Raw genomic sequence first — 15,021 nt, forward strand, 5'->3', positions numbered from 1 at the left:
TTATTTCTTGCGTCCGCCAACTTTGACTAATTCTCCGGGCGGTCCAAGTTGAATATCATAAATTATCGCAGCCCCTCTGATAAGCAACGTTCCTAAAAATCCGACAGCCATCGCTATTTCCGGAAGCACAGATAATTTTACCAACCCCACATTTATAAAAGCTCCTGCCAAAGCAGCCACTGCGTAAAGTTCACCGCATAAAATCATAGGCCGTGTGTCAGTCAGAACATCACGGATAACACCACCACCGGTCGCGGTCATTACGCCCATAAAGACGGCTACTTCCCACGGCACACCCCATTGCATGGCAACACTGCTTCCGGTAACAGTGAACGCGCTAAGGCCCAAAGCATCAAACCATGTGGTAGCGTTATACCTGTTTGAAATGCGGAATACCCAGAAATAGGTACAGAGCGCTGCGGTAATGCAAAGTAACAACTCCAGAGAATCCCTTGTCCACCAAACAGGACGGCCAAGCAAAAGATCACGAAGTGTACCTCCGCCTAGTCCTGTAACGACTCCGACAAGTACATAACCGACAATGTCCATCTTACGTTTCCCGGCGGCAAGCGCTCCACTGACAGAAAAAACGACATCACCGAAATACATAAAGCCGTGGATCACGCTTTGAATCATCTCTCCGTTGACAACTGACATTAAAATTCCTTTTAAAATATAATTATCCAGAAACAATCATTCTGAAATGCTTACTTTAAATCGCAACTAAAATCTTTTCAGTAACAAAAACGAACGGATCGGATATTAATTACCGGACAGATTGTAAAGCTATATATTCACTCATATTGCATTAAATTAAATATGCAGCAATAAACAGAGACTATTCCACTGCGAATTGTACAAATACAATACTTGCCTGTACGGCTCTCAACTGCTAAAAAGGCTCCCTCCTTAACGGGATAAAATCTACATACATCGAGATAAAATATGACTTCATCAAGAGCATCCACAGCATACCTTACAGTTTCATGTAAGGACAGACCGGGCATCGTTGCCGCTGTTTCCGGCTTCCTTTTCTCTAAAAATGCAAACATAATCCACTCCGATCAACACTCAAGTGACCCCGTAGGCGGACGCTTTTTCTTGAGAATGCAATTCCACATGAAGGGATTGGATGGATGTTTTGAAGAGTTTAAAGAAGAATTTTCCGCTACTGTCGCCCAGAAATTTGATATGGACTGGACCCTTACCCCTGCATGGATTAAGAAAAAAACAGCCATTCTAGTTTCTAAATTCGACCACGCGATGATGGATCTCCTTTGGCGTGCAAAACGCGGAGAACTTTTCACAGATATCACAATGGTGATAAGCAATCACCCGGACCTGCGCGAAGCGGTTGAATCATTCGGGGTTACTTTCCACCATGTCCCTGTCGATAAAAACAAAAAAGAAGAATCTGAAAATAGAATCTTAGAACTTCTTGATGGCAAAGTGGATTTGATTATCCTCGCCCGCTATATGCAGATTCTTACTTCCAAACTGATTGAATCTTATCCCGGTAGAATAATTAATATTCACCATTCCTTTTTACCTGCGTTTGTCGGAGCTGATCCTTATCGCCGCGCCGGTGAAAGAGGTGTTAAACTGATCGGAGCCACCGCTCATTACGTGACCGAGGAACTTGATCAAGGCCCGATTATTGAACAGGATGTTATCCGCGTTTCACACAGACACGATATTGAAGAATTAAAAATTCTGGGTCGCGATATTGAACGGCAGGTTCTAAGCCGCGCTGTAAAATGGCACCTGTCTGAAAGAGTTCTTATAGATGGAAATAAAACGGTTGTGTTCATTTAGATATATCAGCAATTATTCAACACAAGCCTGCTACTTTTCATAAGCATAAAAAAAACTCTCCTTGCGATTCAATCACAAGGAGAGTTTTTTATTTATTAACTATGACGGTAGTAACTTAGTTTATTGACCTACCGGAGCTTTCAGTTTTTTAAGAATCTGCTCTTCTGACTGAGCTCCGATTCCGAATTTTATAAGAAGTTCATTCAGCTTGCCGCGTATATCTTTAGTGACTTTAGCGATAGCCTGAAGACTGATAAGCACCAAAATCTCCGTCTTAAAATCACCTTTTTCATATAACTTGAGAATGGCAGTGATCAGATCTCTGTCAAGAGCCAGCAATTGCATTTCGCCAAGCAGCTCTTTAGCACTTTTCTGCTTAAATATGAGCCAGTTTTCATTGCTGGAATCCCGCAGCCAGAGTCTGGACTTTCTAATCTTAGTCATACCAATAGCATCAAGATCCGCAATATCTTTAGCGCAGGCTCTCCGTCGCTTCAGAACTCTAAAGAGAAGTTTACTTTCTTCTCCTCTTATTTTCTTCTTAATCAATGCAGAAAATTTCATTTCCGTCAGGTAAAAGAAAAGACGATCCAAAGATTCCACTTCAAACTTACGCAGAAAGCCCTCGATAATTTTCTCATCTTGGGCTGTAAAATTTCTTAACGCTATAAAAAAATCTCTAACAACAATATCAAGAGTCATACTGACTCCAATAGCGCATGCACCTATTTGATCTTGAGAAAATTGAACTTTACGCGCTAATTCTTCCTCTTTTTCATTATGATCCTCGCCGTTCAAACCTTCCTGTATCTGCCCCATGGCTTCTTTAACTTCATTACTGAATTGAGTGGTGGCAGGATCAATACATACTATACGGGCAATATGCTCAATGTTTTCATTGGTCATCCCTTCGCACCGGATAAAAACGCCCCCTTCCAGAAGAGACCTATAAGTCATCTTTAACACTTCAACAGATTCAGGGTCTGAGGAAACCTGCTCAAATGAATTTTGAATTCTGGTTTTATCGATCCCTGGAGATTTAGAAGCAAATCGACCGGTAACATCATCAAAAAGAAACCTGAGAATAAGGTAACTTTTATCACGTGTCAGCGTATATTTATCATTAGCAATCATATCAACCAGAGAGGAATCAACCTCCTGAGTTATGAATTGCGTAATCAATTCCTGCCAAAATTCAGTACCCATCTCAAACTGTTCAAGCAATGCATTATATCGTTTGAGGGCAGGCTCTCCGAAATGTCTGAGAGTAACTTCCTCAAAATTATCAGAGACCAGACAGGAGGCATAAACAACTCCCTGCACAGTCTTTATCAGTAATGTTTCAGCATTAACTATTTTAGACAGAATCAAATCAAGAGAATTCTTGTCTTTACCATCTTTCAGCTTACCGTAACGGCCAAGCATAAGAATAAATTCACTTAGAGTCTTCTTAACAAACTCATGGGAGGGTAAATCGAGAGATCTATGACATAACAAAGCTATAATTCCGCTCTGCTGTTTTTCAAGAAGCGGGAATTCGTTGATACGATTATTATTAAACTTGATAAACTCCAGGAAAACTTCTCTTTCAAGAACTTCTCTTAACGTACTGCGTTCTTTGAGTTTTCCGAGTATTTTCAGATAAAATTCTATCCGTTTATCTTTATCTGGCACCTGAGAGTTATCCTGATTAGCAACGCTCATGAATTCTCCATTACTTATTTCAACTTATTTGCATGAAAATGTCTCAAAATCAGCACATTAGTCAAGAGATTTACCCTTTATCAGCTCTTTACAAGTGCTAAATGCAATAATATTAGCAAAAAAACATCCCGCTGATATTATATCAGTTAGTTAAAACGTCTTCTTTGGAGTAAACATTGCATTTTTTCATATTTCATTCAATTATCAGAGGATATCTCAGCACATAACCGCAACTCTGGTAATATTCTTGCAAATATCAATCGCGGGTATATATTATTGACACTGTCTTGATAAATTTAACAGTAAACACGGACGCGACTGAATGATCACCTGCACCAGATGTGGAAAAAAAAATGAAGATAACTCCCAAACCTGTAGACAATGCGGGCATAAGCTGCAGTCAGGTTTTGCGCGATTTAACGGGTCATCATTATCCTCTAAAAAAAATAGAGATAGCTTTAATATCTCATTCGAAAATTCAGACATTTATGCCAAGCATGGCGAAGCATGGATTTATGCCCTTTTTCTTTTGGCAGCTGTCGTTTTTTTCACCTACCAGCAGGTTTACTGGCCCTTGTATATACTTACTCCGTTAGTTGCTATTCTGGCTTGGGTTCGGAAGATTTAACTGTCCTGTTTTGAAGCGCTTTTAAAGCTTTTTCCTGATCTTCCTGCAACAAATCAGGAATAGGTTTCTGCCAGAATTCAGCCTCTTTATCCGCTTTAATCTCTTTATCAGACTTTGGAAAACAACACCTAAAGACATGTTTATCAGAACAGGATGCAGGGGAATAATCAATAATTCCGCATTGATTGTCATCTATATAATACTTAATACTTCTACGAAATTTTCTCTTACGTGAAAGGATCGTGACCTCGCCTTCTCCAACTTTACAGAAAAAATCTGTGTATTTTGAACCATAAAAAGCATTATAAATATAAACAGATTCACCTTGCTTTCCAACATAACTAAAAGTAGCAGGATCTTTACACTGAGAGCGGGCAAGAGCACTTAGAGCAATGCACATAGTACGCTCTTCCTCCATACTTCTGGCATTGGCGGAAGTGGAAAAAATACACACAAAAACAATCAACATTACCAACTGCACAAAATTTTTCATATATCCCCGCATTTATTAACTCCGGCAAGTATCGCCGTTAATCACATAAAGAATAAAACATGATACTCTAGGGTGCAAGGTCAAGGCAAGTCCACGAAATTCAGCAAGCACTGTTTTTACTGATCAACCAATCTGACAAAATTGGTATTTTACACGTTCTAAGATAAAAATTTGCGACCCGCAAAATTCTTTTCAAGCCGTGAGAACCTATGTTAAAAGGGCTAATCAATTCGTCGCAATCTCCCCCTCTCTTTTATTATCATCCTCCTTGTATATAACTTCCAAAGATTGCCAAAACAACTTTTTTTTCTAAACTTTCTATAGAAAAAACCCTGTATTTCCGACATCTTTTTGGGTTATGAACTTGTGGAAAACTTTTTTGACTTTGCAAAAACTGGAGATAAACGTCGATATCTACTGTTTACAGAGATGTAACATCAAATTTTAAACTACCCCCCTGTACAAAACTTATATGCTGCGTTATTGTCTTGAACACAGACACATTACGTCTTTTAATCACAAATTTCACAGCCTGAAAGATCTTAAACATCTTTCACCCTCAACCCTTATACTTACTAAATTTTAAGAATATGAAAACAGAATCTGCTGGATGGAATTACGTTCGCGGTTTAGAACCGCTTAGTCTTTGCGACTGGCCAGGAAAAGCAACTTGTGTGATTTTTCTGGGTGGATGCAATCTATATTGCCCGACATGTCATAACTTTGATATGGCCTGGCATATGGAAAAACTACCTGTTTTACCGAGAGCAGATATAAAATCTTTCCTTAGGAATCGTGCTAAATGGCTTGACGGGGTCACCATCACTGGAGGCGAGCCTGCGACAGTTCCTAACCTCGGAGAAATTCTTCTTGAAATCAGAAATGTATCCAAACTGCCCATAAAAATGGACAGTAACGGTATGTTGCCTGAAATTATTGAGGATATTCTTCAACAAGGTTTGGTGGAGAAATTCGCCATTGATGTCAAAGGTCCATATGAAAAATATCCTGCTCTGACAGGGCAGGGTGTTACGGCTGAAACTGCACAGAAAAACCTCGAAAGAGTGTTCGAACTTGCTAAAGCCAATCCGGACGCATTCTACTTTCGTCTCACTAAAGTGCCCATACTTACAGATGACGATGTAGAAATTGCCAAAGGATACCTTCCTGATGGATTTGATCTAACCATTCAGAAATACATTCCTCCAAGGAGAGAGCATGCCCACGCAGATAATGAAGCGGGACGGCCGGTTGGAAACATGGTCGACAAAGAGAGTTGCACAGGCGGTATTTAAAGCACTAAATGCAAGCGGCATTAAAGACCCCCTGATGGCCAAACGTATGGCCCGGCAAGTTGAAAACAAACTCGAAGGCGTTTCTATTCCTGAACAGGAACATGTTCAGAATATGGTTGAAGAAGTCCTTATGGACTCAAGATTGCACAATGCTGCAAAAAAATACATTCTCTACCGCGACAGCCGCCGCAGACTGAGAAGTCAGAAAGACGCATACCTCGACATCAAGGAAACGATTGACGATTACCTTGACCAAAGCGACTGGCGTGTTGCTGAAAATGCCAACATGACCCATTCCTATCAAGGGTTGATGCTTCATTTGTCGGGTACAGTACAAGCCCGCTACGCTCTTGAAAAATATCCTGAAGAAATCAGACAGGCCCATGAACACGGATACTTTCATGTTCATGACCTTTCATACGGTCTTGCAGGATACTGCGCAGGATGGAGTCTTCGCGACCTTCTTCTTGAGGGATTCAACCTTGAAGGCAGATCATGCGCAGGTCCGGCTAAGCATTTTGACGCAGCCCTCGGACAAATGGTTAACTTTCTCGGCACACTTCAAAATGAATGGGCCGGAGCACAAGCCTTCAATAATGTTGATACATATTTAGCGCCTTTTATAAGACACGATAACCTCAGTTACGCGGACGTACTGCAGGCTATGCAGAAATTTGTGTTCAACATGAACACAACCTCCAGATGGGGAGGACAGAGTCCTTTCACGAATCTTTCTTTTGACCTTGTGCCGCCCAAACACATCGCTGGTGAAGCCATTATTATAGGAGGAGTCCTTCAAGACTCCACTTACGGAGAATACTCCGCAGAAATGGAGATGATCAACCGATCCTTCATCGAAGTAATGCTGCACGGCGATCATCATAATAGAATTTTTTCATTCCCGATCCCGACTTACAACGTGACGGAAGACTTTCCGTGGGATTCTGAAATCGGACGCACTTTGCTGGAATTAACAGCCAAATACGGCGTTCCTTATTTCCAGAATTTTATCAGTTCCGACTTAAACCCTGAAGACGTGCGTTCCATGTGCTGCCGCCTTCAAATGGATTTGCGCGAAATCCGAAACAAAGTCGGCGGACTTTTCGGAGCAGGCGACCTGACCGGATCAATCGGAGTTGTAACTCTAAACTTGCCTAAACTTGCTTATCTGGCTCAAGGCGAAGAAGATTTTCTTGACCTCATTGAAGAATATGCTGAGCAGGCTAAAAACTCGCTTGAATTCAAACGAAAACTTATCCAGACCAATCTGGACAACGGCATGTTCCCATGGTCGCACCGTTACCTTAAAAACGGATACAAGGGTCACTTCTCAACCATAGGACTGCTAGGCGGACATGAAGCTTGTCTGAATCTGCTTGATAAGGGCATTGAAACACCTTCCGGCATCAGACTTATGACCAGAGTTCTAAATCACCTGCGCGACCTGACAGTCCGCTTTCAGGAAGAAACCGGAAACCTTTACAACCTCGAAGCTACTCCGGCAGAAGGAACGAGCTACCGTCTCGCAAGAATTGATAAAAGCCTTTATGCAGACATAAAAACGTCAGGCAACGAAACACCTTACTATACAAATTCCACAACACTTCCAGTCGGAATATCCAACGACGTGATTATGGCGCTTACTCATCAGAATAAACTGCAACCACTTTATACAGGCGGAAGCGTTTTTCATACGTTTCTCGGGGAATCAATATCTGATCTTGATGCTCTTAAAAGCTTCATTATCAAGGCTTTCCGTCAAACCAAAATACCGTATCTGTCAATAACCCCGACATTTTCAATCTGTAAGGATCATGGGTATATCTATGGAGAACACTATGAATGCCCTGACTGCGGGGAACCAGCTGAAGTATATACACGCATAGTCGGGTACTACCGCCCCGTAACCAGATGGAATGAAGGTAAAAAAGCCGAATACAAAGACAGAATGGAATATACGACTTTTAGTTGTTCATAGCTGCTTATATCAAATTAGTTACATTAAAAAAAACAGGGGTTTTCAGCCCCTGTTTTTTTTATGGTATCTTTTAAATCTTATTTTCTTGATAAGAAGCAAAGCTTATAATCATTTTCATTGCGTATAGAAATACTATGTTTTATGATCTTATTGATTCTTCTAATAAATTTTATAAATATAAGTACATACATTTTTCAAATCATATAGACCATAGACATCAAGTGGAGTTAATATGCGCATTTTAATTGTGGACGATGAGCAGATGGTCAGGGAAAACTTGGTAGACTACCTTGAAGATGAAGGACTGGATGTCATTTCGGTCGGAAGCGCTGAAGAAGCTTTAAAGCTTATGGAAACAGATACTGCCGAAATCGCAATTGTAGACATGCGACTTCCTGTAATGCACGGCAATGACCTAATTATTCATCTTAAAAAGATACGTCCCGAGATGGATTTCATTATCCATACAGGTTCAGTAGACTACGCAGTCCCGCCGGATGTACGAAATCTTGGAATTTCATCCGACAATGTACTACTTAAGCCTGTTGCGGATATGAATATTTTCATTCAAAAAATTAAATCACTATTTGGGAATAAGTATAAATTTTAATCGCATTTTTGGAACTCCACCGGGGTAGTTTTTTTGCCTGTTGAGCTGAAACAACTCTGCTTCCGGTAGAGAACCGATGTTCCTTCATGCTCAGAAACAAACCGGTCAGTCTGCCCGGCAAGCGACTCAGTTGCTCCCAGAAGCAAATAACCATCTTCAGGGAGTAACGAATGAATCCTGTGAACTATATCTAATTTTGTTTTGTCATCAAAATATATCAGAACATTTCTGCATAGAACAAAATCAAATTGACCAAGCATCCTGAAAGATTCCAGCAAGTTAAGCTTTTGAAAAGAAACAATTGATCTTATAGACGGACTGACTTTCCATTGTTTACCTTCCTGACTAAAATACTTTGTATACTTATCAGGTAAGCCTCGCGAAAATTCACGTTCACTGAACAGCCCTTCCTGAGCTTTTTCAAGCACATTTCCAGAAATATCTGTCGCAACTATAGAAAAATCGTCATGCTTCAGCGTTCTAAATCCTACAGACTCAATTAAGTCGTGAACAATCATAGAAAGAGTGTAAGGCTCTTGCCCTGTTGACGCAGCAGCACACCAGATACGAATTTGTTTGTTACTTTTTTTGTTTTGAACCAAGCGAGGTAAAACTTTCTTGCGTATTGAATCAAAGGGATGATAATCTCTAAAAAAACTAGTTTCATGAGTGCTGATGGCAGAGATAACTTCTTCTTTAAAAAAATTACCTTCTTTGAGCAGAGTATGATAAAAATCAAGCCAAGATTTACAGCCCTTTTCTTTAAAGAGGTACTTTAAGCGATGCTCGATAAGATATTCTTTTCCTTCCCCTATAATCAACCCGCACATGCTGTAAATATGCTTTCTAAGAAGATCAAATTCAGTCTTATTTATATCCATGTTAACCCCACCAGTTTGACCCCCCAAAAGCACTTACCACCTAAAAAGCTTTAATTTTCAGAAACATACAGGGATTAAATATATTATTTTTTATAAAAACACTACTCCTTACTTAGCAATACAATTTCGTTTGCCCACTGCATTGCTGCCAAATGATTACGAGCAACAGAGAGGGGTGATAACTTCTGTGAATTTATAATTGAACCGACTGTTTCCCACTTGGCCTTTTCAAAAGCAATCACCAGCTCGAGCCAAACTGAAGCGATGCTGGATTCTCCGCAAAGAGCCGCCATCAAATCCTTCTCGATGGGAAGTTCCTTAAGAAGATTTTTCATGGATTTACCAAGAAGAACATCCAAAAGAGAAAACAAACCAAGTAAAAACATTGAATCAGAAGACAAACCGGGGCTTTTCAATTCAAGAGACAACAATTCAAGAAATTTAGCTCTTTTTATTGAAAGAAAGGCCAATTCACTTGAGGCAGGCCCACTGCACATATCTGATAAAAGAATAACCCGGAGCCATCTTGCCAATTTTTGATAACCGATAAGAACAACGGCTTGTTGAATAGAACTGACTACGTTAGGTAATCCAAAGTAAGGGGAATTCATGAATCTGAGAAGGCGATAACTGATGGAAACGTCAGAATTTATAGCATTAGTAAGATCATCCACATTAAATTCCGAACCACTGATAGAACGGAGAAGCTGCATACGATTCAGATTGTGGGAAGACATCTTTTTTCCCGGAATAATTTCGGGACGACTGAAAAAGAACCCTTGAAACAGATCAAAACCAAGATCCATACACCGCTTAAACATCTCGTTATCTTCAACTTTTTCAGCCAGAAGAAGCGATTCTGACTGTGCCAAACTTGCAACAATTTTTTCCAGTTCTTCAATTGAAAGTTCTAGGCAATCAACTTTAATAATATCTGCAAGCTCAACAAAAGGCTCGAATCCTTTCTGTCCTATATAATCATCCAAAGCAAGGGTATATCCCTGCTCCTTTAGCGTATTGAGAACCTTAAGGATGTCAGGATCAGGATCAACATTTTCGAGAATTTCGATGATACATACATCAGGTGGAAGCAAAGCTGCAGCATCTTCAAGAATCATATTGCGAGGAAAGTTAACTAAAAGCCTCTGCCCTTCAGCAAGATCTTCCTGAATCAAACCGAAACCGTCGGCTATGACCTGAGAAGTCGCTGCATCCTCATTCCCGACATCAGCACCCAAACTGCATTCTGAATTTCGGAATAGCAATTCATAACCCCAGATAGTCAGTTCCCTTGTGAACACTGGCTGCCGGGCTACAAAAAAAGAATCCAGAAAAACTTCCGAATCACTCATTGTTAAATCCTGTTGTTATCCATATCTACGCAAATATTAAAAAGCGGTCAGTACATCTTTAACGTACCTTAAGGATGGCCTCGTATCAACAGGCAAAACAATAAGTTTGAGTCAAATCCAGTAAAAAATATTTTCTACGGCATCATCGGTGCCAAGTTCAATCCGTGACCTTCTGCAAGCCCCAACATCAAGTTTGCATTTGCGACGGCCTGCCCTGATGCGCCTCTGCATACATTGTCTATGGCAGAAACAATAATCAAACGACCGGTTCTGGAATCAACAACCAAACCTACATCGCAGAACATTGTGCCCCGCACCCAGCGAGTCTCAGGAAGCTTGCCTTCGGGCAAAACTCTGATCCATTTTTCAGCAGCATAAGCCTTTTCGTATATTGCCCGAACATCCTGCGCAGTCACACCTGCACGTAATTTTGTATAAATAGTGGATAAGATACCGCGATTAATCGGTAAAAGATGAGTATTAAAAGAGACAGTGATATCCTCATCGGCAACAACTGAAAGTTCCTGCTCAATTTCAGGGGTATGTCTATGACTTCCAAGTCCATAAGCTTTGAAAGAGTCGGAAACCTCACAAAACAATGAACCCACAGCAGCTTTTCTGCCTGCTCCGGTTGTTCCGGATTTGGAATCAATAACAATATCAGTTGTATCAATAAGCTTTTCGGAAAGAGCAGGAGTCAATCCCACAATTGCGGAGGTAGGATAACATCCCGGATTAGCGACTAAGGAGGCGTCTTTAATCTGCTCGCGATAAAATTCAGGCAGACCGTACACTGCTTTCGGCAACAAGTCCTCACGGGTGTGATCAACTTTATACCATTCTTCATATATTTCACGGTCTCTAAGCCTGAAATCAGCACTGAGATCAACTACTTTTACACCCTTATCATAAAGCTTGCCACCGATATCCATAGCAGTCTTATGAGGGACCGCGAGGAAAACAAGCTCACATGATTTTGCCAATTCATCGACATCAGGAGCTGTAATTGCAAGTTCTCCCAAATCGAGTCCCATCAGAAAAGGATAAATGTCGGAAAGCTTCTTGCCGGCCTCTGCACGGGAAGTCACACGTACAAGATTCATAGCATCATGCCCACTCAAAAGACGGGCCAATTCCATTCCAGTATATCCTGTAACTCCGACTAATCCGACGGGTATTCCGGCGCTCATATCGATCCTTCCTTTGAATTATATAAAATAAAACCCAACCGCAAAAATACGGAAAGGTTTAGATTGCTGACTATTTGGTTTTGGCAACGTACTTCATGCGAAGATTGTATAACAGATCACAAAGAAGTTTTTCTTCCTCAGGATTCATCCCGTTTTTAATTTTATCCTGTAATACAGCAAGTATATCTATAGACTGCTTTGCAATAACGGGAGTAAATTCAACTTTACCGGTAGAAGGATCAGGAACTTCACCAAGATGAACCAAGGCTGAAGAACTTAGTGACATAACAAATGTAGAAAAATTTACCTCAGGTAGAGGCATATCTTTAGAAAATCCTGATCCGCACTTACAATTATTTTCATCAGACATAATATTACTCCTTTTAATGAGCCTGAGCCCAGTTCTTACCCAGTCCTAGATCAACTTTAAGTGGAACTGCCAAAGAAGTTACAAGCTGCATATCTTCCTGCAACAGCTTGCCGATCTCTTCGATAGATTCCTCCGGACCTTCTACAAGCAATTCATCGTGTATCTGTAAAATAAGTCTGCCGCCTAAATGTGCAATAGCTGAATTATCTGCAACCTTGATCATTGCCATCTTGATAATATCAGCTGCACTGCCCTGAATAACGGTATTAATAGCCTGCCTGCGAGCCTGAGATATGACCTGCGGATTGGTAGAATGTAGCTCCGGCAACAATCTTCTACGACCGGACAGAGTCGTTACATATCCTTTCTCACGCCCCTGTTCGACTACAGAGTCATAAAAATCTCTCAGCACACCAAGCTTTTCAAAATATTTTGCAATAAAGTCTTTGGCTTCATTTAAAGAAATTCCAAGTTCACGAGACAATTTCTGCGGTCCCATACCGTAAATCAATCCGAAGTTGATAGTCTTGGCATTACCGCGTTCTTCTCTGGTAATATCCGTACTTTCCTTATCAAAAAGAAGAGCAGCTGTGCGGGAATGAATATCTTCATCATTTTCAAAAGCAGAGATCAACGTAGGATCACCTGAAAAATGGGCAAGAACTCTTAGTTCAACCTGAGAATAATCCGCAGCAGCCAAGCGCAGCCCTTCACCGGCGGTAAAACACGCTCTCATGCGCTTGCCCATATCTCCACGAACAGGAATATTCTGCAAATTCGGGCCAGAACTGGAAAGTCTGCCTGTCGCGGTTGCAAACTGATTGAAATTAGTATGGATTCTACCGTCATGCCCAACGAGCTTAGGAAGTGGCTCCAAATAAGTGGACCGCAGCTTTTCCATCTTCCTGAACTCTAAAATATCGGCGATTATTTCGTGTTGTCCCATCAGCTTTTCAAGCACGGAGTTAGCAGTTGAAAGCGCGCCTTTAGGAGTCTTACCGCTGGGTTTAAGCCCCAGCTTATCAAAAAGGATATTACTCATCTGCTGACTTGAACGGATATTGAAAGGCTCTTCTGCTCTCTCGTGAATTATCTTAGTAAGTTCCTGAATGCGAACACTGACCTCTTTCAAAAACTCCGTAAACGAAGCTAAATCAATTGAAACTCCAGCCTCTTCCATATCTGCCAGTACAGGAATAAGAGGAATTTCAAGTTCATTTACAAGATTTTCAAGCCCCGCAGATCCAACCCTCGGCGCAAGAACATGCATCAAAGCAAGAGCAGCCATGCCCTGAGCTTCAGGATGAACTTCATCTACCGCATCAGGAAGTTCATCTCCGGTAAAGAGCATAGATCTAAGTCTGTCCCACTGATAATTCCGATCTTCTGGATTTAGCAAATATGCGGACAAACTAAGGTCAAACCAGCGCGAAAGAGAAATTTTGCGCCACGCTGAGTCGGATCTGAAAAAAGATTTAACGTCTGCAACAGCTAATTTATTTGCATGTTGAAGAACTTCAACCAACTCAGAAGCTGCGATTTTACAGAGCCACTCATCACCTTCAACTCCGACATAAAAATCCTTGCCGTCACGGACAAGCCCTACATCTTTATTCGCAAAGTCAGGCAGATCAGATACGGATTGAACTTTCTTGAATTCAAGTCTGCTCTCAACCGGAGCAGGAGCTACGTCCCCGAACAAAGAAAACTGCCCCGCGGCCGGCTTCTTACCCTTAGCTGCAACAGGCGCAGCTTTGGTTCCGGTCGGGCCAGCATCAGATGCGGACTTGGTCTGAGGAGAAATATTACTGTCAGGGAATGCTTTATTCACATCTCTAATCATGGAACGGAATTCATAAGTATTCAAATACTCTACAACATCTTCCCTATTAACAGGAGACACTTTGAGATCAGCAAGCTCAAGATTAGCGCAACTGTCAGTGCTTAAATGTGTAAGTTTTCTGTATGTAAAAATAGTTTCCAGATACCCTTCCATCTTTTTCTTGATGTTAGGCTGGAGGAACTTAAAATTATCGCGAATATCTTCAAGAGTAGGGTATTTCGCCATAAGCTTGGAAGCCGTAACTTTACCGATTCCCGGCACTCCGGGAATATTATCAGCAGAGTCGCCGATTAAAGCCTGAAAATCAGCCCATTGATCAGGATTCAGTCCTGTATCTTCTTTAAAATCGGCAAGAGAAGTAATCTTTTCGGCCCGGCCTGCGGGGTCCCACATAAAAACATTGTCATCCAGACACTGCTTGAGATCTTTATCCGCGCCAAGAATAACAACAGGACGATCTTTCTTAAATCTTGCGGCAAGAGAAGCTATACAATCGTCTGCTTCTTCGCCTTGGGAAACGATCAAAGGCACACCAAGCGCTCTGATTGCTTCTTTCAAAGGCTCAACCTGAACTCTCAGGTCGTCCGGCATGGGCGGGCGCTGGGCTTTATAGTCCGGGAAAAGTTCATGCCTGAAATTTTTACCCTTACCGTCGAGCATGAAAACGAGGTATTCAGGCTTCTCTTCTTTAATAACTTTTAACAGAACCCGCAGGACTATATATAAAGCATTAGTCGGAAATCCATCTGAGCGTTTAAGGTCCGGATACGCATGGAATCCGCGATAAAAAAAAGCGGAACCGTCTATAAGATACAAAGGACTTTTTTCAAAGTTCAATTTTTCACTGAGTGACATTTATGGC

General features: G+C 41.2%; 13 protein-coding genes. 5 read left to right on the plus strand and 8 right to left on the minus strand.

Features of this window, described 5'->3' with window-relative positions:
• Entirely contained in the window at positions 1-657 is a 657-nt protein-coding gene (locus BLT41_RS07925) for a trimeric intracellular cation channel family protein (RefSeq protein WP_092159916.1), read from the minus strand.
• Positions 658-945: 288 nt separating this feature from the next.
• Here BLT41_RS07925 and purU point away from each other — a divergent pair, with 288 nt between their 5' ends.
• Complete coding sequence (gene purU / locus BLT41_RS07930) at positions 946-1,815, plus strand: formyltetrahydrofolate deformylase (protein WP_092159917.1); 870 nt, start codon at positions 946-948, stop codon at positions 1,813-1,815.
• 120 nt (positions 1,816-1,935) lie between these two features.
• Here purU and BLT41_RS07935 read toward each other — a convergent pair whose 3' ends face one another.
• A complete protein-coding gene (locus BLT41_RS07935; protein WP_092159919.1) occupies positions 1,936-3,519 on the minus strand; it encodes a hypothetical protein in 1,584 nt (527 codons plus the stop codon).
• 322 nt (positions 3,520-3,841) lie between these two features.
• Between BLT41_RS07935 and BLT41_RS17835 the strand changes: the two genes are divergently transcribed.
• Positions 3,842-4,147 (plus strand): zinc-ribbon domain-containing protein, encoded by a 306-nt coding sequence (locus BLT41_RS17835; protein ID WP_092159920.1) that lies wholly within the window; start codon positions 3,842-3,844, stop codon positions 4,145-4,147.
• On the opposite strand, the gene BLT41_RS07945 is transcribed toward BLT41_RS17835, so the two are convergent.
• Positions 4,119-4,652, minus strand: a complete 534-nt coding sequence (locus tag BLT41_RS07945; protein WP_244512224.1) for a hypothetical protein — start codon at positions 4,650-4,652, stop codon at positions 4,119-4,121. The two genes, BLT41_RS17835 and BLT41_RS07945, sit on opposite strands and share 29 nt — an antisense overlap.
• A gap of 578 nt (positions 4,653-5,230) precedes the next feature.
• Here BLT41_RS07945 and BLT41_RS07950 point away from each other — a divergent pair.
• The 3 genes from BLT41_RS07950 (at position 5,231) to BLT41_RS07960 (ending at position 8,523) form a co-directional block, all read left to right on the plus strand.
• Complete coding sequence (locus BLT41_RS07950) at positions 5,231-5,935, plus strand: anaerobic ribonucleoside-triphosphate reductase activating protein (protein ID WP_092159922.1); 705 nt, start codon at positions 5,231-5,233, stop codon at positions 5,933-5,935.
• Complete coding sequence (locus BLT41_RS07955) at positions 5,859-7,913, plus strand: ribonucleoside triphosphate reductase (protein WP_092159924.1); 2,055 nt, start codon at positions 5,859-5,861, stop codon at positions 7,911-7,913. Before BLT41_RS07950 ends, BLT41_RS07955 begins: the two co-directional genes overlap by 77 nt.
• A 232-nt stretch (positions 7,914-8,145) precedes the next feature.
• Positions 8,146-8,523 carry a response regulator gene (locus tag BLT41_RS07960; RefSeq protein ID WP_092159926.1) on the plus strand — a complete coding sequence of 126 codons (378 nt, stop codon included), beginning with the start codon at positions 8,146-8,148 and terminating at the stop codon, positions 8,521-8,523.
• On the opposite strand, the gene BLT41_RS07965 is transcribed toward BLT41_RS07960, so the two are convergent.
• The 5 genes from BLT41_RS07965 to polA all read right to left on the minus strand — a co-directional run bounded on the left by BLT41_RS07965 (position 8,520) and on the right by polA (position 15,014).
• Complete coding sequence (locus tag BLT41_RS07965; protein ID WP_092159928.1) at positions 8,520-9,404, minus strand: CheR family methyltransferase; 885 nt, start codon at positions 9,402-9,404, stop codon at positions 8,520-8,522. The genes BLT41_RS07960 and BLT41_RS07965 overlap by 4 nt on opposite strands.
• A gap of 101 nt (positions 9,405-9,505) precedes the next feature.
• Positions 9,506-10,756, minus strand: coding sequence for an EAL and HDOD domain-containing protein (locus BLT41_RS07970; protein WP_092159930.1), 1,251 nt, complete (start codon positions 10,754-10,756; stop codon positions 9,506-9,508).
• 134 nt (positions 10,757-10,890) lie between these two features.
• The gene (gene argC / locus BLT41_RS07975; RefSeq protein WP_092159932.1) at positions 10,891-11,946 is read right to left on the minus strand and encodes an N-acetyl-gamma-glutamyl-phosphate reductase; all 1,056 of its coding nucleotides are present in this window, start codon (positions 11,944-11,946) and stop codon (positions 10,891-10,893) included.
• Positions 11,947-12,016: 70 nt separating this feature from the next.
• Positions 12,017-12,316 carry a DUF1844 domain-containing protein gene (locus BLT41_RS07980; protein WP_092159934.1) on the minus strand — a complete coding sequence of 100 codons (300 nt, stop codon included), beginning with the start codon at positions 12,314-12,316 and terminating at the stop codon, positions 12,017-12,019.
• Between the two features lie 13 nt (positions 12,317-12,329).
• The gene (gene polA, locus BLT41_RS07985; RefSeq protein WP_092159935.1) at positions 12,330-15,014 is read right to left on the minus strand and encodes a DNA polymerase I; all 2,685 of its coding nucleotides are present in this window, start codon (positions 15,012-15,014) and stop codon (positions 12,330-12,332) included.
• Positions 15,015-15,021: the final 7 nt, after the last annotated feature.

The organism is Maridesulfovibrio ferrireducens (assembly GCF_900101105.1).
GTDB classification, from domain to species: Bacteria; Desulfobacterota; Desulfovibrionia; order Desulfovibrionales; family Desulfovibrionaceae; genus Maridesulfovibrio; species Maridesulfovibrio ferrireducens.

Coding starts and splice junctions, on each gene's coding strand:
- BLT41_RS07950 (WP_092159922.1), top strand. CDS start 5,231: ATGAAAACAGAATCTGCTGGATGGAATTACGTTCGCGGTTTAGAACCG.
- BLT41_RS07935 (WP_092159919.1), bottom strand. CDS start 3,519: ATGAGCGTTGCTAATCAGGATAACTCTCAGGTGCCAGATAAAGATAAA.
- BLT41_RS07980 (WP_092159934.1), bottom strand. CDS start 12,316: ATGTCTGATGAAAATAATTGTAAGTGCGGATCAGGATTTTCTAAAGAT.
- BLT41_RS07945 (WP_244512224.1), bottom strand. CDS start 4,652: ATGCGGGGATATATGAAAAATTTTGTGCAGTTGGTAATGTTGATTGTT.
- polA (WP_092159935.1), bottom strand. CDS start 15,014: ATGTCACTCAGTGAAAAATTGAACTTTGAAAAAAGTCCTTTGTATCTT.
- argC (WP_092159932.1), bottom strand. CDS start 11,946: ATGAGCGCCGGAATACCCGTCGGATTAGTCGGAGTTACAGGATATACT.
- BLT41_RS07960 (WP_092159926.1), top strand. CDS start 8,146: ATGCGCATTTTAATTGTGGACGATGAGCAGATGGTCAGGGAAAACTTG.
- BLT41_RS07925 (WP_092159916.1), bottom strand. CDS start 657: ATGTCAGTTGTCAACGGAGAGATGATTCAAAGCGTGATCCACGGCTTT.
- BLT41_RS07970 (WP_092159930.1), bottom strand. CDS start 10,756: ATGAGTGATTCGGAAGTTTTTCTGGATTCTTTTTTTGTAGCCCGGCAG.
- BLT41_RS17835 (WP_092159920.1), top strand. CDS start 3,842: ATGATCACCTGCACCAGATGTGGAAAAAAAAATGAAGATAACTCCCAA.
- purU (WP_092159917.1), top strand. CDS start 946: ATGACTTCATCAAGAGCATCCACAGCATACCTTACAGTTTCATGTAAG.
- BLT41_RS07965 (WP_092159928.1), bottom strand. CDS start 9,404: ATGGATATAAATAAGACTGAATTTGATCTTCTTAGAAAGCATATTTAC.
- BLT41_RS07955 (WP_092159924.1), top strand. CDS start 5,859: ATGCCCACGCAGATAATGAAGCGGGACGGCCGGTTGGAAACATGGTCG.